Origin of the sequence: Wandonia haliotis (genome assembly GCF_039523435.1) — a bacterium.
Classification (GTDB): Bacteria; Bacteroidota; Bacteroidia; order Flavobacteriales_D; family Crocinitomicaceae; genus Wandonia; species Wandonia haliotis.
Genome location: NZ_BAAAFH010000003.1, coordinates 624,606 through 646,360 on the forward strand (window position 1 = coordinate 624,606; position 21,755 = coordinate 646,360).

Here is a 21,755-nt window from a genome sequence, read left to right on the forward strand (position 1 = left end):
ATAAAGAATAATCACAACATTAACAATTATATATTTGCTACTCAACTTACTATTACTGGTTTAAAAAATTAAGGAGGTTTCTCAAACCTCCTTTTTTTATTTGTAACAATATTCGCAGTATTTAGCTTCCGGACTATGTTCAAAAACTTCTAAACGCAGCATTTCTTTCCCTATATTGAGTAGTAACTGCTGCATGAAATCAATAAACTCAGGGTTGACTTCAGTTATTTCAGAGCGTTTTGGAAAATGTAAAGACTGGAACCCTTTGGAAAGAGCAGTCAGAGAAATAACTCCTGTTGCATCAGGGATACTGTTTTCGGCATAATAATACAACACATTGTAAATCCCCAACTGCAGTGTGAATTTATGCTTGGTGAGTTCCTTTTTTAGTTTTGGATAGTCCGGAACAGAAGAGTAAGATGAAAAATTGAACTTCACATCCTCTTCTTTACAATTTCCGGTTTTATAATCTACAATTCTTCTTCTATTTCCCCAGTTATCAATACGATCGATAAGCCCCAATAGTTTGAAAGGATACTTTTTATTATCCCATTCTATTTCGAATTCGACCTCGATTTTATTTTCGAGTGATTCGATATAGAGCTCCTTGTCCGGATTTTCTTCAAGCATTTTCTTTTCGGTCCGTAAAAACCGGTCAATCTGATAGGAAGCCATTTCGAAGGAAAGTAGATTCCGTCCCTTTTCGAAGGTTTCTTTCTCTGCATTGAATACTTCGGACACTTGTTTTTGTAACTCAACAGGATACACTTTCAACATCTTTTCAATATCGTAAGTGGTAACCTGAATCTTCTTTTCAGCAAAGGGAGTATAGAGGGCTTCCAGTGTCCGGTGTACGATATCTCCGAACGTACTGCTTTCCATCTCTTCTTCCACCTCTTCATTCTCGTACAACCCGAGTATGTACCGATAATAAAAATCGAGGGGGCAGGTAATGAATTTTTTTAGTGCAGAAGCTGAAACCCCCGAACTGAAAAAGTTCAGGATGGCATCCGTTATCTCCTTGGTTCGTTCTATCTGGACTGGATGGCTTTCTTCCTTTTCGAGAAGAAAAGTCTTTTCCGACCAGTTGATATTCTTATTCTCACGGGCAAGTTCCAGTTCCAGTTGGCGTAAATAGCGACTGGGTTCATTTGTCGCTATTCCTTCTCCCGGTGCATTATTATAAGTAATATAAATGTCTTTTGCGGAGGGAAGCAGTCTGTAAAAGTGATGAGCAAATAAAGCATCCTTTTGTGTGGGAGTCGGAAGTCCGAAATACCTCCTGAGATCCATTGGTATAATCGTTTGAATATGGTTTCCGGGAGGCATTTTCCCTTCGTTCATTCCAATAACGATAAGCGTTTCAAAATCCAGCATTCGCGTTTCCAGTAACCCCATAATTTGTAACCCTTCTGTGGGGTTTCCGTAATAGGCTACCGCTTTATTCATCCAGCCTGGATTGAAGAGTTGTTTGAATGTAAACAGACCGATGGTGGGAGATTGGGAATGGAAAACGGGAACCATTTCACGTACAACCGTGTCAAACTGGTTGATGGCACTGCGCTCCAAAAGATCCTGTTGTATATCGAAGCAGGGAAATACTAAAGCGTTGATTGTATGCATGCGTTGCAGAGCACTTCCCCAGTTGTCCTCCCAGGATGCGAATACAAGTCGGATCAGCTCATTCAGTTTTTCCGATAGTTCTGGAAAATCCGGTTTTGAGAAAAGCCTGTTCTTTTTAATGATGCGCAATTGTATCGCTTCAATTTCCCGGACATCTTTTTCTGAAGCCAGCTTATGTACAAACGGATGTCGGAAAAATCGGACAATCGTTTTGTGATATACCGCTGTTGTTTTAAAATAATGGATGTTTTCCTGCGCTTCAAATAACAAATCTACCCACGTTCGGAGCAACGTATTTTTTAAGGGAAGTCCAAGTGTAATATTGGCTTCTTTTGCTTTTAGAGGAATGTGTTTAATGGCGGGAACAATAAGTGATTCATCGGCAAGAAGCAGGAGTGTTTTTTTTATTTTTTCTTCCGGAAAGCTCTCCAGTACCGTCATAGCAGCTTTCACCTGACTGGTTGGTTGTGCGCAGGCGATTACTTCGATGTTCTTTTCTTCTTTAAGAAGAAGGTCTGAAGTGTAAATCTGAGTACCTGGAACCTGTTGTTTTAATTCACGGATAAACGTTCCGGCTTCATGTTGACGGTCGTCAAGAAAAAAACGGTCAGCTTCCAGCAAAATATGACCACGTCCTGTTTGTTGCAATTGTTTCATAATACTAATCTCTGCAGGAGAGAGTGCATTAAACCCAACAAACAGAAAGTGAGCCTCTTTATTTTCTCTGAAGCACAAATCAATATTTTCAGCTACTTTACGATAGGCAGCCCCGTTATATGTTTTTCCGGATTTCGTTAACCGAAGTTGTAGGGTTTGATAATAGGCTCCCAACTTATCCCAGAACTCCATAAATCGCTTTTGATTTTCTGTAAGCTCCTTGGTAGAATCAAAAGACCAGTTCTCAATATCCTTCACATCCCGGAGATTTTTAAAGAGATCCGTAGGATTGATTAAATACCTGTCAATTTCGTCGCAATCACTCAATAGTGTTTTTCCCCAGCGTATAAACTCGTCAAACGATTCTTTCTTATCAGCTAGGGAAAGATGTACCTCATACAATTGAAACAATAATTCGGTCTGAGAGAGAACTGTTTCAGAAACCAGTTGTTGTATCCATGTGTTAATCGTAATAAATCGTGGAGAAAAGAAAGGTTTCTGTACAATAGAAAAAAGCTCCTCCTGAATATACTTACCCGCGCGCTGAGAAGGCAGAACAACGGTTACCTGCGATTTGTCAGGATATTGATCGTGGATGAATTGAGCGATGTTTCTTACAAACAGGGGCATTTTATGAAGATTTCTTCGAAATTAACAAAAGAACTCATAAATTTATTTGGCAAGAACTAAATAATTTTTATTTTTGACGAAAATATCGTCAATAAAACGACAAAAAATATAGCGACATGACGACATTAAAGGTTGGAGACAAAGCACCGGATTTTTCGGTAACAGATCAGAATGGGAAAGTTCACACGCTGGTAGATTATTCAGGTAAAATTCTGGCGATTTATTTTTATCCTAAGGACATGACTCCCGGTTGCACGGCGCAGGCCTGTGACCTGCGGGATCACGAAACTGTCCTGATGAAAAAGAACATACAGGTAATTGGAGTGAGTGCAGATGATGAAAAACGGCACGCAAAATTTGCCGAAAAGTATGAACTACCTTTTCCCCTTTTGGCAGATACGGATTTGACAATGATCAAAGCGTATGGTGTTTGGGGACCTAAGAAATTTATGGGAAAAGAATACGAGGGAATTCACCGGACAACGTTTATCATTGACGAAAAAGGAATAATTAAAGCAATTATAGAAAAAGTAAAAACAAAAGAACACGCTGCGCAGATTCTTGATGTTTTATAAAGTGCGTAAATACTTTACGTACTGACGCACCTAAATTTGTAGAAAAATAGAAAACATGGCAAATTCGAAAGAGATCAATAAAGAGAAATTGAAAGCACTTCAGCTGACAATGGATAAGATGGAGAAAACCTTTGGAAAAGGAGCTGTAATGAAGCTTGGTGATGCTCCGATTGAAAAGCTGGATGTTATTCCGACTGGTTCGGTAACACTGGATCTTGCTTTGGGAGTGGGAGGTTTACCTAAAGGACGTGTAGTTGAGATATACGGGCCTGAATCATCCGGTAAGACTACCCTGGCAATTCATGCGATTGCAGAAGTGCAGAAGCAGGGAGGAATTGCTGCCATTGTCGATGCAGAGCACGCTTTTGATCAGTTTTATGCTGAAAAACTGGGCGTTGATGTAGCAAATCTTTTAATTTCTCAACCGGATAACGGAGAGCAGGCTCTGGAGATTGCTGACAACCTTATTCGTTCCGGAGCTATTGATCTTTTGGTGGTGGATTCAGTTGCTGCACTTACACCAAAAGCTGAGATCGAAGGTGAAATGGGAGATTCCCAGATGGGACTTCAGGCACGTTTGATGTCAAAAGCTCTACGAAAACTTACCGGATCAATTAATAAAGCAAATTGTTGTTGTATTTTCATCAACCAGTTGCGTGATAAAATTGGAGTGATGTTTGGAAATCCGGAAACAACAACCGGAGGGAATGCACTTAAATTTTACTCTTCGATTCGTATAGATATCCGTCGTGCCAATCAGATTAAAGACGGGGAAGAAGTGATCGGGAACCGTGTTAAAGTAAAAGTCGTTAAGAACAAGGTTGCACCACCGTTTAAGAAAGCTGAATTTGACATCATGTACGGAGAAGGAATCTCAAAAGTGGGTGAAATCATAGATTTGGGTGTGGAATTAAATATCCTGAAAAAGGCAGGTTCCTGGTTCTCTTATGGAGAAACACGTCTGGGGCAGGGACGAGATGCGGTAAAAACATTGATCGCGGATAACCCTGAACTCATGGATGAACTGGAATTAAAAATCAAAACAGCATTAAATGGCTCAGAGGTAGTAGGGAATGATGAACCGATAGCTACCGGTGAAGAATAGAGAGAACAACATCCTAACAGATGAGAAAGCCTGTGAAATTTTTCACAGGCTTTTTGCTTTCTGCAAAACAGCAGTTTGTTCTATAATTTGATTAACTTAGCTAGAAGATTAACTTATAACTACGAAGCTATTAATGAATTCAGGATTCCTGCTGACATATTATTTGCCGGATAATGTGGTGACGAATGAAGAATTGGCAGATCAGTTCCCTGATGTGACGCCTGAACAGATATTTAAGCAGTCGGGAGTTAGAAAAAGATATCTTACAAATCCTGATGAAATTGGGTCTGATTTAGCGTGTAAAGCAGCAAAAAAGCTCTTTTCGGAAAATGAGTCGCTTGTTGTTGAGGAAATCGATTTACTGGTAATGTGTACACTATCTCCGGATTTTAAAGCCCCATCTACTTCTGTTTTTGTACATGAACAACTTGGTTTAAGAGAAGATTGTCTTAGTATTGATGTGCCAATGGGGTGCTCCGGATACATATATGGGCTCAGTCTTATTAAAGCAATGATTACAGCTGGTTTGGTTAAGAATGCTCTTTTTTTACTGGCAGAGACTTCTTCCCACGCGACACATTCGGAGGACTTGTACCTGAGGATGATATTTAGTGATGGTGCATCAGCAACCTACATTTCAAAAGAGGGTGTAGATAAAATTGGAGATTTTGTTTTTGGTACTGATGGAAAAGGGGCAAAGTCTTTGTTTGTAGACAGAAGTGCTACCCGGAATCCGGTTGATCAGAAGTGGATTACTCAATACAAAGATGAACCGGGAAATATGCTGAATGGGAGAATGTATATGAACGGAGCAGAAATAGTGACGTTCGCAATACGCAGAGTACCAAAGCTTCTTGCAGAAACATTAGAAAAGAACAACCTGAATTTTGAGGATATAGATTTGTTCATTTTTCATCAGGCAAGTGGTTTTATTCTACATGTATTAAGGAGGAAATGTAAAATTCCTGAAGATAAGTTTTTTGTGTATTTGGAAGAAGTAGGTAATACTGTTTCAAGTTCCATCCCTATCGCTCTGAAAGAAGCTATTGTTCAGGGAAAGGCAAAAAGAGGGATGAAAATTATGCTTCTGGGTTATGGTATCGGATATACATGGGGAGGAACCGTTATTAAATTATAAGGTTATGACAGTTGTTGAATTTACAAGGCTACTTGAAAAAGAGTTTGAAGATATAGAAGAAGGGACATTAATCCCTTCGATGAATTACAGGGAAATTCCTGAATTTAGTTCAATGCACGCCCTTATTCTAATCGCTTTGATTGATAGTGAGTTTGATGTCTTGTTGAATGGAGAAGATTTACGATCGGTGAACACGATAGAAGAATTGTTTAATCTTGTAACTGAAAGGTTATGAGTGTAGTGAAGACTTCCGGTGTACAGATTGAAGCCATTTCGGCCTGTGTTCCGGGAAAAATTGTCAAAACGGAAGACTATCCGTTGTTTACTAAATCTGAACTGAAGTTTTTCCAGTCCGGAACAGGTGTAAAGGAACGGAGATTTGCAGATAACAATGTTTGTGCATCGGATTTATGTGAGCGGGCTGCCCGTGCTTTTTTTGATTCAGGAATAACGAAACCGGAGGAAATAGGAGTGATTATCTTTGTTACGCAGTCACCGGATTATATTCTTCCGGCAAGTGCAATCCTTCTTCAGCAGCGGTTACAACTTGGAAAAAATGTATTGGCATTTGATATTAATTTGGGCTGTTCAGGTTATATCTATGGATTAAGCGTTATATCGTCATTGATGACAGCTTCAAATATAGAGAAAGGATTGCTTTTGTGTGGTGATGTTTCCTCTCCTTCGCTTAGCTACGAAGATAAGAGTGTTTATCCGTTGTTTGGTGATGCAGGTACAGCTACTCTGTTACGGAAGGGAGAAGTAGAGTCAGTATTTAACTTGCAGACGGATGGAAGTGGACATGCTTCTATAATCATTCCAGGAGGGGGGACACGAAATCCGGTTTGTAGTACTACGTTTGAAAAGAAAGATTTTGGGAATGGTATTATAAGAGCAGATCGGGACTTACATCTGGATGGTGTAGAAGTTTTCAATTTTGCGTTGAGAGAGGTAAAACCTAATGTAACAAAAGTATTGGAAACTGCTGGGGTGGAACAGGATGAGGTTGATTACCTGATTATGCATCAGGCGAATAAATTGATGAACGAAACTGTTCGCAAAAAGATGAAATTTCCGGAAGAAAAAGTACCCTACTCAATTGATGTATATGGTAATACAAGTTCGGCCTCTATACCGTTGACAATAGCACATTGTTTTACAAATGAGGAGCTATCAGGAAAGAAAAAATTATTGTTAAGTGGTTTTGGAGTTGGGTATTCTTGGGGAAGTGCAATTGTTCAGACAGACAATTTGAAGGTAATTCCGGTAATAGAATTTGATGAATGAGGTTAAGAAATAAGAAAATACTGATTACAGGTGCTTCAAGTGGTATTGGAAGGGCAACATGTATAAAAGCTGTAGAAGAAGGAGCTACTATCATTGCAGTTGCAAGAAGAGAAAACCTGTTGATAGAATTGATAAAACTACTGGAAGAAATTTCGACTGAAAAACAAGAATATTATGTCTGTGACATAACAGATGAGAATCAGGTACAACATCTTTCCGAAAGTATAGACACAGTGGACGGTATCGTTCATTCGGCAGGAATGGTTTTTCCGCTTCCCGTTAAGTTTATAAAAAGAAAACACCTGGACAAAGTCTGGAATCTGAATACGTTTGCACCAATTGAATTAACAGCAATGCTGCTAAGTAAAGGAAGAATCAGAAACGAAAGTTCATTGGTGTTTTTGTCCTCTATATCGACAAAACACCCGTATTTTGGAGGTGCTGTATATGTTTCCTCTAAAGCGGCTCTAGAAAGTTATAGCCGCAATCTTGCCTTAGAATTAGCGCCTAAGAAAATCCGGTCAAATGTTGTTTCTCCAGCGTTGGTTAAAACAGCAATTTTTGAAGAAACGGTGAAAGCTACCGATCCTGATAAGCTGCAAACTTACGAAAAGCAGTACCCGTTTGGACTGGGAACTCCTGAAGATGTTGCTAATGCAATACTATTCTTCCTTTCATCTGATTCGCGATGGATAACCGGGCAGAACCTTGTTATGGATGGAGGATTAACACTAAGTTCAAGTCAACAAACATGAGACAAGTGCGATCTATATCGATTATAATACCTGTTTTTAACTCAGAAAACTGTATAGGAGAATTACTGGAAAGACTTATGGATGTTTCCCGGCAACTTGATTTACAGACAGAAATTATAGCGGTGGATGATGGTAGTAGTGATAACTCCTGGGAAGTCTTAAAAGGTACCGGAGCGCAAAGTTTATTTCCAGTAAAACGAATCCGTTTGTCCCGTAATTTTGGTCAACATCATGCACTGATTTGCGGAATGTCGAAAGCGAAAGGAGATGTGGTTATAACGATTGATGACGATCTTGAATTTTTGCCGGAAGATATCCCTGTTCTTTTGGAGAGATATTTGTCTGGAAATTCGGAGGTCGTATATGGTGTTCCTCAGTCAAAGAAGATCTCGGCATGGAGAAAATCCCAGTCATTTTGTTATAAAAAATTAGCTGGGTGGGTTAATAAAAGTGGTGTGGGGTCAAGCTTTAGGTTATTGTCTTCATCTTTGGTGAAAGAGATCGTTAAACATTCCAGTCCATTTATTTTTATTGATGAACTTTGTTTGTGGTACACAGATAAGGTGGAGGTGGTGCAGGTTCGTCACGAATTATCAAAACGTTCGCGCTCAAATTACAATTCGTTTAAACTGGTAGCACTTACTTCAAACCTGATATTAATTTCGTCAACATTTCCCTTGAAATTAATAACAAGACTGGGCTTTATTTTAATGTTGACCAACTTTTTTATCGGCTTTTATATCATTATCCAAAAGATGTTCTTTTCGATAAAAGTACTGGGATATACCTCATTGATTGTCAGTATTCTTTTTTCGACAGGAATCATCTTATTCAGCCTCGGAATCATTGCTCAGTATGTCTCAAAGATTCTTTTATCGCAGTATGGAAAACCATCTTATCATATAGCGGAGGAGATATGATTATTGAACAGTATGGTATACGATTAAAAAGAGTAGAGTTCAATGATATTGAATTGATTCGTCGCTGGAGAAATGACCCGACTATCCGAAAGACAATGGAGTATAAAAAGAGGATTTCGGAAGAAATGCAAAAAAAATGGTTTCAATCCATTAATACTCCTTTCAACTATTATTTCATGATTCAGGTTGATGATGAACCGATAGGGGTTTTGAATTGTAAGAATATAAATCTGGAGGAAGGCTATGGAGAAGGAGGAATTTTTGTTTGGAAACACAATGCGGGAGAATATATTCCCGTTTTTGCCAGTTTATGTTTTTTAAATGTTGTTTTTACGGAACTCGATATTTTTAATAAATCATTCATAAAAGTGCATAAAGAGAACAAGAAAGCAATTGTTTTCAATCGTTCTTTGGGGTACGTGCTTGTGCCAGGGCAGGAGAATAGAGACTTTCAGTATTATGTGCTGACACGAGAAGATTATAACAGAAAATCACAGAAATGGATACAACTTGCAGAGAAGTTAAGTGGTGATTTGGAAAAACCGAAGTTTTGGGGAGTACCCGGCCCTCTGAATTTGGATGTTATTAATGAAAAATTATCATTCCAAGCGTCTTAACCATTCTTCTTTAGGTGCTATCCGTAGCAGCACTTCATCAGTAAGGTTCTCAAATTTGTAACGGGCTATTTCTTTTGCTCCATAGGCTGAACCGGGAACTGGGGTATCAATCATAAGCACCCAACGATCTTCTTCTGTTCTGTTCCATGCTTCGTGCAATTCTCCATCATTGAAAGAGAAGGTATCGCCCTCTTCCCAGGAAACACTTTCGGATTCTGTTTTGAAACCAATATCTCCATCGGGAACTTTTAGGCCAAGATGTGTTCTCATAACCTGTTTGGAATAGCCTATATGAGGACGAATCTCCGTTCCGGGTAAGAGGATCGAAAATTCGGCACTAATTAATTCTGGAATAGCCTGGATAATCTTATGTGTTTTAGGAAAGTGAGTTATGAATTCAGGATTTTCGATTGTGAAAAAGACTAATGGAATAGTTCTCCACCCATCTTTATTCGTGTAAGCTTTGTAGTTGTTGTGAAGCGATGATACAGGACACTCCCGCAGAAAATGAAAAAGTTCTTCACGGATTACTGAATAGCCGGATTTTAAATTGGGTAACCAACTGTGTTCAATAGTGTATAGCATTTTTCAGATCAGATTAATTATTAATAAATTCTTCTTTTATTAGCGTACCAGGCAGCAACCAGTGCAAACGGACGGAGTATAAAAATAAGTGGCCTGATCCACTTGCGGGGAATTCTTTCGATCTTTTGTGGATCTTGTATTCGAAACAGGAAGACAAAGAACAATGCTACTTTTTGAAGGAAAAGGAATGAGAGAACAGTGGATACAACTCTTTTCTTTTGCTGATCGAATTCATCTCTCATAATGTCAAATAGAAAAATATAGCGATCCTTTTCACTTAAATTCCAGGCTTCGTGTCGTTTAGCGTCACAAAAAATAAGAAGCTCTCCTTTTTTCCAACTTTGCTGTTCATCCCCCACCTTAAAACCACATTTCGGTAAATCTGCAGGGATATATATTCCCAAATGGCAACGAAATATGGCATTTGTATCTCCACAGTGCGAACGGATACTGGCTCCGGCTTCCAACTTATTGAAAGAAGCGGAGTACAATTCAGGAATCCCGTTAATAATTTCTGTCGTCTTTGGAAATTTTTTCTGATTACTAAAATTGTTAATTGACCAGAACTTAAGACCGATTGTTTTCCATTTGTTTTTTTCGGAAGTAAGAGACTGATTAAAATAGGGGTCAAATTTCTCTTTTGTTTGTAAGTACTCAGAGAGTTCTTTTTCAATAACTTCTTTGTGAGCAAGAATTTCTTTTGCCCACTTAAATTGCTTTGGATCGTAAAAACTACTTTCCTGACCCTTGTAATCGTTATTATCGTATGCAGAATACCATATCGAGGGTTTCATAATAACTCTTTTAAAATGAAGAGAGGGAAGGCTGGTTCACAACCTGTATGACAGTAATGTATTGTAATACAATGTTTTTCCACCATTCTCTTTTTTTTATATCATCAATTTCACTTAGCCGGATAACAGCGACAATGATTTCCCATTTTTCATGATCTTGTGGGGTACACCCGGTAATCTTTTGATAAGCATTCAGATAATTTGCAGCAATACGACGTTTTATAAAAGTAGCAAAAAAGCGGTATATCCATACCGGCTTTTCAGAAGGTGATTTGAGTAAAAGATATGTTCTGCAGACATCATACATAGCATTCCCTTTATGCGTATCTCCCCAATCAAGAAGAGTTACCGATTGCGCTTTGGATGATGAAAGTAATAGGTTTCCAAAATGAAAATCTCCATGACATAATGAAGTCCCTTTTGGTAGAGTATGGAAATATTGCTGTAGTTTTTCTTTTTTTTCGTCGGGTAAAAAATCTAATCGGGTTAATGAATAAAAAAAGCGATGTTCCAGTTCTGGGAGCTCATCTACAGTGTTTACTTCATGAATTTGTGTATGTATTTCAGCCATTTTTTTGGGTATGCTCAACAACTTGGAAGGATGTTTTAAAACATATTCGGAAAGAGAAATCCCTTTGCTCAGGTTCAATAATAAGCCGATCCTGCTTTTCACTTTGACAATCCCATAGGTTTGAACCGAAAAAGAAAGTTTACTTCCCGCGATCAATGTATTTTGGTATTCTGTTCGTGCCCATTCTTCCGGAATAAAAGGAAAGAAGAGCTTGATGACACCTGAGAAAGTGCTGGTAGAAAACTCAAAAATTTCGGCGGTACTTCCGGATTTAATCAGATCACCGAGTGTGTATGTCTCCTCTGGGAGTTCGATTAAGGTGTTCATGATTCAGCAGTTTTTTGAGAAGTAACCCTGGCTTTTATAATTTTTATTCCGCGTTGGAATGAAAATGGTAACATGTACCATGTTTTTACAATAAGCTCTTCTGAGAAGAAAGGGTAACCTCCTTTTTTTGAAGTATCTTCAGATAAGGATTCTGTTTTTTGGAGGATGTATTGAATTTCTTTATCTGAGAACTTTCGATACCCTTCACCTATTTTATTTTTATCAGGTTTCTTGAACGACATTTCATGAAAATGAGTGATTTCTTTAAAATCTGATGTTGCGTAATAGTCTGAAGAAGATGTGTTTTTCAATATTTCAGGAGAATAGGGAATGTTCAAAAAAGAACAAATAGTTGAAATTGTTTTCTCAGTGTCGTTGATGAGGTTTTCATAGGTAATTAATAAAACCTGTGATGTGGGCAGCTGTGACAATTGCTGTAATATGTTTCTTTTTCTATATGACCAGAGCTTTGTCAGATGACTGAGCTTATGTTTGCGTTTCCTCTTTTTGCGCATAAATTGCCATCTGTATATATTGTCGACAGGTTCACGAAACAGGACAATAAATTTTGTTTGTGGGTAGCGTTGAGCTACTTTTCGGATAAACTGGTAGTATTGTAGTTCTTTATCCAGAATACAGGAAATAGCTGACTTATCTTTATCCGGGAAAAAAGCCATATAAGCAAGCCGGATAGCTTTTTCAAAATTTAAGCCCTCAGAGTTAGTCGTTAGTAGCCCTTTTAGTGTGTCAAAATGTACGGATTGCATTTCCAGTTTATGATTGGAAAATAGAAAGAAATCCGCGCAAAAGCGATTGATGACTTCAGTATTCCAGTCTTTTATCTTTTTGTATTTAGGGTACAGGTTAAAATAAAAAGGTTCTTCGATTGTAGACAGAATTTGCGGATGCTTGTTAAGCATGATGGACAATAACGTACTCCCCGTTCTCGGCATAGCTATCAGATAATGAACGGGGATATTGGCTATTCCGGAAGAAGGGAGTTGATGGCTCATTCTTCCAGTTGTTTAAGTGATGTTTGCGTTAGCGAAATACTATTCACCAATTGATTAATCCTTTCCCGGTTAGCAGTCTGGTCTTTTGAACGAAGTAACTGTAGTTCTTTTTCGTAGGCATTCAGAGCCAGATTGAAATAGAATGTTGCGCTATCCTTCTGTTCTATTCTGCGGAATGCTGCACCTGCTTGCCGATATCCTCCTCCTGCCTGATCAGGAAAGTTCTCCGCAAATCGTCTTCCCCAGGTAATAAGGGGTTGAGGGTCGTCATTTGCAGAGGCAAACTGGGCAACGGCATTGTACATGTGACTAAATTGCGGATCAATGCGGTACAATTCTTCAAATGAGTTGTAAAAAGAATCTCTATATACAGAACTTCCTGCAATCAGAAGTGTTTCTGCTGAATGGGGGGCCGTCTCATCAGCTATCGAATTCAAGATTTTGTTAGACAGAGCTCTGCGCAGTTGGTCAAATAAATCCCTTAACCGAGCGTATGTGAGGTTATCCGGTGCTGAACAGGTAGATAGGATAACTTCATGCGCATTGGTGGATTCCAGATAAGGAGAAGTCCAGGTTATATATGCGTTAGCATACTTTCCATAAGAGGTGATAATTCCGGGGTCAGGACGCTGTGACCAAATTGAATTAGCCATCTGCTCCAGATGATTTAAAACTTCCCAGGCAACAAGAGATTCTGAAATGTGTTCTGTAGAATGGTTCTTTTGGAATTGCTTTTTATAAACGGGTAATGTGTTTTGATCAATGGAGTCGGAAATAGCAAGAGCCAGAATGACCTGATCGATATTCTTCTTGATTTTTCCATACGAGTTGGCAATATTGTACCGGGCCTCTTGATAATCCGGTTCAAGTTGTAGTGCTTTTTGCCAGTAAGGAATACTTCCTGTAATATCACTTTTCTGATTGTAGAGTAAGAAACCAATATTGTTATAAGTATTGGCATATTGATCATAGATTGCTAAAGCCTTCGTATAATACAACAAGGCGGAGTCTACATTCTCAATCAACCGATTGATCTGGTCTATATTACCGGACCTTTTAATCTGATTGGCAATCCCTGCATATTCAGTAGCCAACAATGAGTTTGCTTTCATCGACTTATCCAGTTTGGATATATCATTGTGGTAGAGTGTGAAAGTAGATTCCCAGTCTTTATTTCTTTGAAAGGAATAAACCAGTGATGTGATAAAAAGAATGGATAATCCCACTCCCAGTGTCCGCGACAATTTTGTCGGAAGTTGGCTGATAAGAGACGTTTTAGAAAAATAGAAAAGAAGGTACACCAATAGGGCACAAAATCCGACAGAACCCACAAAAGCAAATCGCTCGGCAATGATTCCGGGCAGAGGAAGAAGTAAATTACCTGCGCCGCCAATTCCTAAGAAAAAGAATAAGAGGAAATAACTGCTTTTTTTCTTCGATCGAATACCTGAAAACGTAAAGTAAAGAAGCACAAGTATCACAAGCAGTGATGCATAGAAAGCAGGATCCGAATAACCAACTAGCGGGATTTCATTGTACCCATAATAGTATTTCAATGGATAGGGAAGAATCAGAAGAAGAATATACCGACAGATAGAGTAGAAAAACATGGGAATACGAGAAGCAAACCCGAGTTCATACAATGGATTTTCGAACCAGCTGAAATAGCGAATAGATTCCTGATTCAGGATGAGTTTAGATCCTTTTTTGTAGGAAATGTAAGCAACAGCGAGAGCAAGTGTAAAGAACAGTACATGCTTGAGTTTAATATCTCTGAAAAAATAAAGACTGACCGGAACGAGAGCTAAAAAGATAGTCCCGGTTTCTTTACTGAAAATTGCCAGAAAAATAAATAGGAGTGAAAAAAACAAGTAGCGCTTCTTTCGGGTATCATAAAATTTGACTGAATGGATCAAAAGGCTGATTCCGAAAAGAAAAGCGAGTAACTCATCTCTTGATTTAATGTTGTTCACAACTTCCGAATGAATGGGGTGAATCAAAAATAGTAAAACAACTAAAGCATTGAAACGCCATGCCTGCTGACCAATTGAGAGCTGTAAAAAAACAAAGAGTAAGTACCCGCTGAGTGCGTAGAGTAGAATACTGATGATATGACTAATCGCTGCCCGATTCTCAACATTACCAAACAAGTCGTATTCGATAGCAAACGAATAAACAGTTACCGGACGATAAGCATACTGTTGTTTTCCATCTTCTGCATAACGGGAAGAAAAGATATTTGCAAATCCGTTGAATCCCTGTTCGATTTTCTCGTTTTTCTTCGTATCCGTTGAGGTTACAAGTTCGTCATCAAGAGAATAACCATTTTGGATAGAATTGCCATAAAAAAGAAGCGAAATAACAATACAGATCAACAGTATGAAATAATTCTTCGGCTTTTTAATGTTTCGTAGCATAGAATACTATTAGTAGTAGTGCCTTCGAATTTACGAAAAAATGTCAATAGAAAAGAACAGAAGAAAATTTTAACCCACTATTGAAATGAGACCTTTTTCTTCTTTACAGAAGATACGTAATTTTTGTAGAAAATGACAGAAAAGTCGTTCCCTCAGCCCCATATTCATCAGAAAAGAAGCAAGATAAATAACGGCAGAGAGTTATTTTATCAGAGATTCTCCCGTCATCTCTTCCGGTTGCTCAATTCCCATTAATTGAAGAATAGTTGGACTCACATCCGCTAAAACTCCGTCGTGTAGGGTCCCTTTGGAAGTGCCTACCCAGATTACAGGTACTGGATTTAAAGAGTGCGCCGTATTAGGACTTCCGTCAGTATTGATAGCATAGTCCGCATTTCCATGATCTGCAATAACAATGAGATCGTAATCGTAAGCCAACGCAGTGTCAATTACTGTTCCCAGACAGGAATCCACCGTTTCCACTGCTTTAATAATAGCATCGTAAACCCCTGTATGACCTACCATATCCGGGTTCGCGAAATTGAGACAAATAAAGTCCGGTTGATGATCCCGGATTTCAGAGACAATATTTTGGGTAACTTCCGGAGCACTCATTTCCGGCTGAAGATCATAGGTTGCAACTTTCGGAGAGTTCACCAGAATGCGCTTTTCTCCTGAAAATGTATTTTCCCTGCCTCCGCTAAAAAAGAACGTAACATGCGGGTATTTCTCCGTCTCAGCGATACGTACCTGAGATAATCCGGAGTGTGAGAGCACTTCACCCAATGTATTCTTTAAATTATCATTTTCAAATACAATGTGGACATTTGAAAAACTCTTATCATAATTGGTCATGGTTACATAATGCAGATTCAATTTGTGCATATTGTACTCATGAAAATCTTTTTGTGTCAGGGCAATAGAAATTTCACGGGGACGATCAGTCCGGAAATTGAAACAGATGACAATATCACCTTCCTGAATGGTCGCCAAAGCTTTACCCTGTTCGTCCGTAATTAACGAAGGTTCAATAAACTCATCCGTAATTCCTGCTTCATACGATGCGTCAAAAGCTGCTTTTGCTGAAGGGTAAGAAGTCCCTTCTCCATTCACCATCAGGTGATAGGCCTTTGCAACCCGTTCCCATCGGTTGTCCCGATCCATGGCATAATACCGACCGATAATACTGGCAATTTTTACAGGTTTGTCAGCGATATACTCCTCCAGCTCACGAACAAATCCTTTGCCGCTTTTCGGGTCACAGTCACGCCCGTCCGTAAAGGCATGAATATAAGTATCAGGAACACCTTCTTTTTGTGCCAGATCACAAAGCGCATACAAATGTTCTTGCGATGAGTGTACTCCGCCTTTGGAAACTAATCCGATAAAATGAACGGAACGATTTTCATTCCGGGCTTTTTCAAAAGCGTGAAGAAGTGTTTGGTTCGTGAAAAAATCTCCTTCGCGAATAGCCTTGTTAATGCGGGTAAGTTCCTGATAAACCACTCTTCCTGCTCCGATGTTTAGGTGACCTACCTCTGAATTCCCCATTTGTCCTTCAGGTAATCCAACCTGTTCCCCGCTTGTAATAAGTGTTGCGTTGGGATAATCACGCATAATGCGATCAAAAACAGGTGTGTTAGCGTTAAAAATAGCATCGGATTTTGTGTGGTCTCCTAATCCCCAACCATCAAGTATAACAAGGGCAACTTTCTTTTGCATCGGAACAGTTTTATCTATCTGTCTACAAAGTTCATCAAATTATTTGTAAACGTCAATTACAGACGACTTTTTTGCTTTTGACAGCCTTGTTTTACTTGAAATATGCGATTTGTATCTGATTTTCGAGTAATTTTGTACGGTGCGAAAGCAAGCATACATATTGGTGTTGTTTTTGGGCGTTTTACTGTCAGGTTTCTTTGCTGAGACATGGGTAATTAATCAATATGTTTTCAATAATCAGAATTTTACCGAGGAATTTTGTGAGAATAAAGATAAACCCGAATTGGAGTGTAACGGTTCCTGTGCCGTAAAGAAAATAACGCACAAAGACCCTGTTGATGATTCACCATTGCAGACAGAGCAGGAAGAAGTTAAAAAATACTCACTTACTTTTTTTATTGAAATAAACGAGGAACAAGTCCATGCTGGTGTTGGTATTCCTGATTTTTTTAGACTCAATACAAATCTTGTTGAGGGTGTTACCCGTTCGGTAGACCACCCTCCGGTATACGCATAATTTTCTTTATGTGATTTTAGAATCACTTTCCGGTTGTTTTACTAGTTTATTTAAAAGAATTATGCAAAAGATTTTTGTTCTTGCCGCAATTCTGTGGCAGACAACGATACTTGCCTGTGATATCTGTAGTGGATTTTATGAAATCATTCCAAACGATAGAAAAAGCAGTATCGGGTTTAATTATACAACATTGTTTCGTAATGGTTACCCCATCGTTCATACCAAACATTCAGGACATTTGAACCTCGTTGGTAGTGAAGTGAAAGAGATTTTCGATACCTACGAACTTAGGGGAAGATATAGTTTCACCGATAGAATTTTCGGAGAAGTAGCTATTCCGATCCGTAATATTTATCAGGGAGTCAATGGTAACAGACGTTTTGACTATTGGGGAATGGGAGATATTCAATTACAGGTTTCAGCACGACCGCTTTCCAAATTGTCGCCAAATGGATGGAATAATCGTCTTGATTTGTTTGGAGGAATGGATGTCCCGTCAGGAAACTGGCTGGATAGTAACGCTAACATCCTTATAGACCCGGTGTACCAAATGGGGAGTGGTTCCTTCGACTTTTGGGGAGGCTTGTCATATATGGTGCGTTATAGGTTTATCGGGTTAAGTTTACAAGGAATGTATCGACACAATACAAGGAATGCGCTGGATTATAAATTCGGCGATATGGCTACTGCAGATGCGGCTTTATTTGGTCTGATTAGTGCAGGAGATGTTAAATTTATGCCACGTGCAGGTGTGTTTTTTGAGTGGGGAAGAAAGAGTGAGGTGAGAGGGTTACTGGACGAGTTTTCAGGTGTGTCTATTCTTTCTATGCAATGGGGTCTATCAGTGAGTTATAAGCAGTTTCAGGTAAATATGTTCCTAAGGAATACTATGTTGCAAAAGACAAATGGTCCGGAAGCACGACAACATTATGTGGCCCAGGTTGGGTTGGTCTATGCATTCAAAAAGAGAGAGAAGAGCGAAGGAATGACCAACTAAAACGTCGAAAAAATCGTATATTTAAGGAGAGAAGTTATATGCTCTGCTGTGTAAAAGAAGAAAAATGAAAAAATCAATAAAATTTCTGTTTTTAGTAATAGGTATAGCTGTGTCATCCTGTAAGGAGGATAGTCCGGTAGTAATTCCCGAACCCGGAGAGGATCCGATCATGCTCGAAGCTGTGGTGGAACCTTATTATGGAGGAGAACCTTTGGCGTTGGATCAGGTAGTAGAAACAGTTCAGGGGTACCCGATAAAAATCAGGGAATTAAAATTTGTTGTTACCCGGTTAATGAATGGAGAAAAGCGGTTAGTTAATTCCGCGAAAATGGATTGGGCATCGGAGGGACTTACTTTATTCAAAGCTCCGGGTGATCCAGGGAATTTTGAAAATATACAGGGAAATCTGGGAGTGATCCAGGAGTGGAACCACCTTGATCCGGTTTCTTTCGAAGAAACAGATCCGCTTTATCTTACCAATATCAATGATATGCACTGGAGCTGGAATCCGGGATATATTTTTGTAAAAGTAGAGGGGAGTCATGATACGATACCCGGTTCGGCAAATTTCCCGTTTAACTATTCTTTCCATTTGGGAATGGATGCGCATCTCAAACAGTTTGAATGGAATAATATACAGTGGGAAAAGATAAATGAAAAACTGTACAGGATGAAGATAAAAGTACATGTTGATCAGTTTTTTACAGGACCGGGAGGTACAATTGATCTCAAAACAGAGTTTGTGACGCATTCCATGCCTGAGACAGAAGAGTTGACAAATAAAGCAATGATAAATTTTTCCAATGCAATTCAAGTCGGAGAGTAAAAGAAGCTTGTTTATTCTTGCAGGCTTACTTTTGATAGCAAGTTGTAGAAAGGATAAGATTTCGGATTTTGAACCCACACCATATAATCTGAGCATACCCTCTCATTTTCCAAATATGCCGATTCCCTCAGATAATCCCATGACAGTGGAGGGAGTAGAACTGGGGAGGTATTTGTTCTATGAGAAGAAACTTAGTGGAGATAATTCAATGTCATGCGCCAGTTGTCACCATGCAGAAGCGGCCTTCTCAGATCCAAATCAGTTTAGTACAGGAATTACCGGTGCTGTTGGAACAAGAAATTCGATGGCTTTGATTAATCTGGGGTGGCAACAATTCTTCTTTTGGGATGGCAGAGCAGCTACACTGGAAGCACAATTATTGGAGCCGGTTCCGAATCCGATTGAAATGAATCAGTCATGGAGTGATGCCGTTGAAAAATTGCGAACGGACGATCGTTATCCTGAAATGTTCGCGAAGGCCTTCGGAGAATATGGAATTGACTCGGTAAAGGTGACCAAAGCTCTGGCACAATTTCTCCGCACAATGATATCTGCAGAGTCCAAATTTGATGTGATGTATAAATACCAGAACGGGCTTCAGTTGACGGCGAAGGAACAACAGATCTATTCTTCAGTGACCATCGAAGAATGGGCCGGTTATGATCTCTTCCTGAGTTTGAATGGTGCTGACTGTCTGCATTGTCATAACGGACCATTAATGCAGGTGCAGAAATACTCCAATAATGGTCTGGACGCCAGTTTTACTGATCCGGGGCGAATGGAAGTGACAGGAAACGGTACGGATAACGGGAAGTTCAAAGTCCCTACGCTTAGAAATATTGCATACTCAGCTCCATACATGCACGACGGACGATTTGCAACATTGGACGAAGTAATTGATCACTATAGTTCGGGGATCATTCAGAGTGAGACCATCGATCCGATGATAGAATTTGCTCACATGGGAGGGGTGCAGTTGGATGATCAGGAAAAACAACTTCTAAAAGCATTTCTTCTTTGCCTGTCGGATGAGAACTTTATTCAGGACCCCAGATTTTCAAACCCGCATTAGTTTTGAAATCTGCACGCTAACAATTACTTTTAGTGACATTTTGAAATTTAGCAAAAATGAAAATTCTGATATCTCCCGCAAAATCAATTGATCTGGATCAGAACATCCCTGTAACTGATTTTACTGTTCCTGTTTTTATAGAAGAGGCAGACTATCTGGCAGGGAAACTAAAAAAAATGAGCGCTGCAAAACTGGGGAAGTTAATGCATCTTAGTGAGGCGCTTTCGACGTTGAATTACGAAAGATACCAGAACTGGAAAAAGCCGGAGAACCCGGATGACAATACGCGACAATGTGGTTTTGTTTTTACCGGAGAAGTATACAAGGGGTTGGACATGATCTCCTGGAAAAAAGAAGATATTATACAGGGGCAGAATCAAATACGTATTCTATCCGGATTGTACGGTTTATTAAAACCGTTGGATTTGCTCTATCCGTATCGTTTGGAAATGGGGACAAAGTGGGAAGTTACGCCCAAAACCAAAAATCTGTATGCATTCTGGAAAAAGAAAGTGACGGAGCAATTGAAACAAGAGACCGATAAAGACGAAGTGATTGTAAACCTGGCTTCAGGGGAGTACTTTAAAGCGATAGATACTAAAGTAGTAGACAGAAGAATTATTACACCGGTTTTCAAAGATCTGAAAGGAGACACGTTTAAAGTAATAATGATGTATGCCAAACATGCCCGTGGAGCAATGGCAAGGTATATTGTGGAGAAAGGTATTTCTGATGTCGAAGAGTTGAAGGATTATGATGTAGACGGATACCGTTTTCACGAATCTCTGAGCTCAGACGAGGAATGGGTTTTTACCCGCTGATCTTGTGAAAATCAAAAAATAGTCATAACTTTTTTGAGTTAAATATGAAAGTTATGAAAACAATGAAGTATTTTTTTCTGTTCACAGTACTCTCTATAGCAGTATTATCGGGATCCTGTAAAAAAAAGGATTGCGATTTAAAAATAACACAATGTTCTGAAACTCCTCCTACAAATGAAGCTTGTCAGGCGGCATTTAACAGGTGGTTTTTTAACGAAGATGCAAATGCGTGTGAATTGATCGGTTATAGCGGTTGTTCACAGAAAGGATTTGCTACTCAGGAAGAATGTGAAGCATGTAAATGCAAGTAAAACAGATGTATGTGAAAGTACTTTCATAATTATCATTATTTTAGTGAAAAAATCGACCAGATGAAATTTCTTACAACTTGTATAGCAATTAGTATGCTAATAGTACTGTCTGTAACCACTGCTCAGGCACAACGTGTAATGAACGGAAGCAGAAGTACCATTGGTTATATTGAAAAAGACCGTGTGATGAATAGCTCACGAAGCACCATTGGATATATCGAAAATGGACGGGTTATGAACAGTTCCCGAAGTACTATCGGATATTTTGAAAATGGAAGAGTGATGAATAGTTCCCGCAGTACAATCGGATACATAGAAAATGATCGTGTGATGAACAGTAACCGATCGACCATTGGTTATGTGGAGAATGACAGAGTCATGAACAGCAACCGTTCTACTATCGGATATACAGATGGAGTAACCCGGGAGAATGCGGCTCTATGGTTCTTTTTCTTTTTTAATGACTAAATACTAA

General features: G+C 39.1%; 22 protein-coding genes. 15 read left to right on the plus strand and 7 right to left on the minus strand.

Going from position 1 to position 21,755, the window contains the following annotated elements; all coding sequences use genetic code 11:
• Window positions 1-96: 96 nt before the first annotated feature.
• Window positions 97-2,910: a PD-(D/E)XK nuclease family protein gene (locus ABDZ97_RS03300; protein WP_343785081.1), complete on the minus strand. Its 2,814-nt coding sequence runs from the start codon at window positions 2,908-2,910 to the stop codon at window positions 97-99.
• 116 nt (window positions 2,911-3,026) lie between these two features.
• Here ABDZ97_RS03300 and bcp point away from each other — a divergent pair, with 116 nt between their 5' ends.
• The 8 genes from bcp (at window position 3,027) to ABDZ97_RS03340 (ending at window position 9,307) form a co-directional block, all read left to right on the plus strand.
• Window positions 3,027-3,485, plus strand: coding sequence for a thioredoxin-dependent thiol peroxidase (gene bcp / locus ABDZ97_RS03305; RefSeq protein ID WP_343785083.1), 459 nt, complete (start codon window positions 3,027-3,029; stop codon window positions 3,483-3,485).
• Between the two features lie 55 nt (window positions 3,486-3,540).
• Window positions 3,541-4,590, plus strand: coding sequence for a recombinase RecA (gene recA, locus ABDZ97_RS03310; protein ID WP_343785085.1), 1,050 nt, complete (start codon window positions 3,541-3,543; stop codon window positions 4,588-4,590).
• 133 nt (window positions 4,591-4,723) lie between these two features.
• Window positions 4,724-5,728 (plus strand): 3-oxoacyl-ACP synthase III family protein, encoded by a 1,005-nt coding sequence (locus ABDZ97_RS03315; protein WP_343785087.1) that lies wholly within the window; start codon window positions 4,724-4,726, stop codon window positions 5,726-5,728.
• 4 nt (window positions 5,729-5,732) lie between these two features.
• Window positions 5,733-5,963 carry a hypothetical protein gene (locus ABDZ97_RS03320; protein WP_343785089.1) on the plus strand — a complete coding sequence of 77 codons (231 nt, stop codon included), beginning with the start codon at window positions 5,733-5,735 and terminating at the stop codon, window positions 5,961-5,963.
• Window positions 5,960-7,015: a 3-oxoacyl-ACP synthase III family protein gene (locus tag ABDZ97_RS03325; protein ID WP_343785091.1), complete on the plus strand. Its 1,056-nt coding sequence runs from the start codon at window positions 5,960-5,962 to the stop codon at window positions 7,013-7,015. Before ABDZ97_RS03320 ends, ABDZ97_RS03325 begins: the two co-directional genes overlap by 4 nt.
• A complete protein-coding gene (locus ABDZ97_RS03330; protein WP_343785093.1) occupies window positions 7,012-7,770 on the plus strand; it encodes an SDR family NAD(P)-dependent oxidoreductase in 759 nt (252 codons plus the stop codon). Before ABDZ97_RS03325 ends, ABDZ97_RS03330 begins: the two co-directional genes overlap by 4 nt.
• Complete coding sequence (locus ABDZ97_RS03335) at window positions 7,767-8,690, plus strand: glycosyltransferase (RefSeq protein WP_343785095.1); 924 nt, start codon at window positions 7,767-7,769, stop codon at window positions 8,688-8,690. Before ABDZ97_RS03330 ends, ABDZ97_RS03335 begins: the two co-directional genes overlap by 4 nt.
• A complete protein-coding gene (locus ABDZ97_RS03340) occupies window positions 8,687-9,307 on the plus strand; it encodes a GNAT family N-acetyltransferase (protein WP_343785097.1) in 621 nt (206 codons plus the stop codon). The genes ABDZ97_RS03335 and ABDZ97_RS03340 overlap by 4 nt, the downstream gene beginning before the upstream one ends.
• On the opposite strand, the gene ABDZ97_RS03345 is transcribed toward ABDZ97_RS03340, so the two are convergent.
• From ABDZ97_RS03345 to gpmI, 6 genes are all read right to left on the minus strand, one after another.
• Window positions 9,290-9,892: an aspartyl/asparaginyl beta-hydroxylase domain-containing protein gene (locus ABDZ97_RS03345; protein ID WP_343785099.1), complete on the minus strand. Its 603-nt coding sequence runs from the start codon at window positions 9,890-9,892 to the stop codon at window positions 9,290-9,292. The genes ABDZ97_RS03340 and ABDZ97_RS03345 overlap by 18 nt on opposite strands.
• Window positions 9,893-9,912: 20 nt before the next feature.
• The gene (locus tag ABDZ97_RS03350; RefSeq protein WP_343785101.1) at window positions 9,913-10,686 is read right to left on the minus strand and encodes an aspartyl/asparaginyl beta-hydroxylase domain-containing protein; all 774 of its coding nucleotides are present in this window, start codon (window positions 10,684-10,686) and stop codon (window positions 9,913-9,915) included.
• Window positions 10,687-10,696: 10 nt separating this feature from the next.
• On the minus strand, window positions 10,697-11,584 hold the full coding sequence (locus tag ABDZ97_RS03355) for a phosphotransferase family protein (protein ID WP_343785103.1): 888 nt from the start codon (window positions 11,582-11,584) through the stop codon (window positions 10,697-10,699).
• Window positions 11,581-12,597 (minus strand): sulfotransferase family protein, encoded by a 1,017-nt coding sequence (locus tag ABDZ97_RS03360; protein ID WP_343785105.1) that lies wholly within the window; start codon window positions 12,595-12,597, stop codon window positions 11,581-11,583. Before ABDZ97_RS03360 ends, ABDZ97_RS03355 begins: the two co-directional genes overlap by 4 nt.
• A complete protein-coding gene (locus ABDZ97_RS03365) occupies window positions 12,594-15,014 on the minus strand; it encodes a tetratricopeptide repeat protein (protein WP_343785107.1) in 2,421 nt (806 codons plus the stop codon). The genes ABDZ97_RS03360 and ABDZ97_RS03365 overlap by 4 nt, the downstream gene beginning before the upstream one ends.
• 201 nt (window positions 15,015-15,215) lie before the next feature.
• Window positions 15,216-16,736, minus strand: a complete 1,521-nt coding sequence (gpmI, locus tag ABDZ97_RS03370) for a 2,3-bisphosphoglycerate-independent phosphoglycerate mutase (RefSeq protein WP_343785109.1) — start codon at window positions 16,734-16,736, stop codon at window positions 15,216-15,218.
• A gap of 139 nt (window positions 16,737-16,875) precedes the next feature.
• On the opposite strand from gpmI, the gene ABDZ97_RS03375 reads away from it, so the two are divergent.
• From ABDZ97_RS03375 to ABDZ97_RS03405, 7 genes are all read left to right on the plus strand, one after another.
• On the plus strand, window positions 16,876-17,253 hold the full coding sequence (locus ABDZ97_RS03375) for a hypothetical protein (RefSeq protein ID WP_343785111.1): 378 nt from the start codon (window positions 16,876-16,878) through the stop codon (window positions 17,251-17,253).
• A 61-nt stretch (window positions 17,254-17,314) separates the two neighbouring features.
• Window positions 17,315-18,250: a transporter family protein gene (locus ABDZ97_RS03380; RefSeq protein ID WP_343785113.1), complete on the plus strand. Its 936-nt coding sequence runs from the start codon at window positions 17,315-17,317 to the stop codon at window positions 18,248-18,250.
• 64 nt (window positions 18,251-18,314) lie between these two features.
• Entirely contained in the window at window positions 18,315-19,076 is a 762-nt protein-coding gene (locus ABDZ97_RS03385) for an MbnP family protein (protein ID WP_343785116.1), read from the plus strand.
• Window positions 19,077-19,191: 115 nt separating this feature from the next.
• Window positions 19,192-20,148 carry a cytochrome-c peroxidase gene (locus tag ABDZ97_RS03390; protein ID WP_343785118.1) on the plus strand — a complete coding sequence of 319 codons (957 nt, stop codon included), beginning with the start codon at window positions 19,192-19,194 and terminating at the stop codon, window positions 20,146-20,148.
• Window positions 20,149-20,204: 56 nt separating this feature from the next.
• On the plus strand, window positions 20,205-20,969 hold the full coding sequence (gene yaaA / locus ABDZ97_RS03395) for a peroxide stress protein YaaA (RefSeq protein ID WP_343785120.1): 765 nt from the start codon (window positions 20,205-20,207) through the stop codon (window positions 20,967-20,969).
• Between the two features lie 53 nt (window positions 20,970-21,022).
• A complete protein-coding gene (locus ABDZ97_RS03400) occupies window positions 21,023-21,280 on the plus strand; it encodes a BPTI/Kunitz domain-containing protein (RefSeq protein WP_343785122.1) in 258 nt (85 codons plus the stop codon).
• A gap of 60 nt (window positions 21,281-21,340) precedes the next feature.
• Window positions 21,341-21,748, plus strand: coding sequence for a 5-fold beta-flower protein (locus ABDZ97_RS03405; protein WP_343785124.1), 408 nt, complete (start codon window positions 21,341-21,343; stop codon window positions 21,746-21,748).
• The last annotated feature ends 7 nt before the right edge of the window (window positions 21,749-21,755 follow it).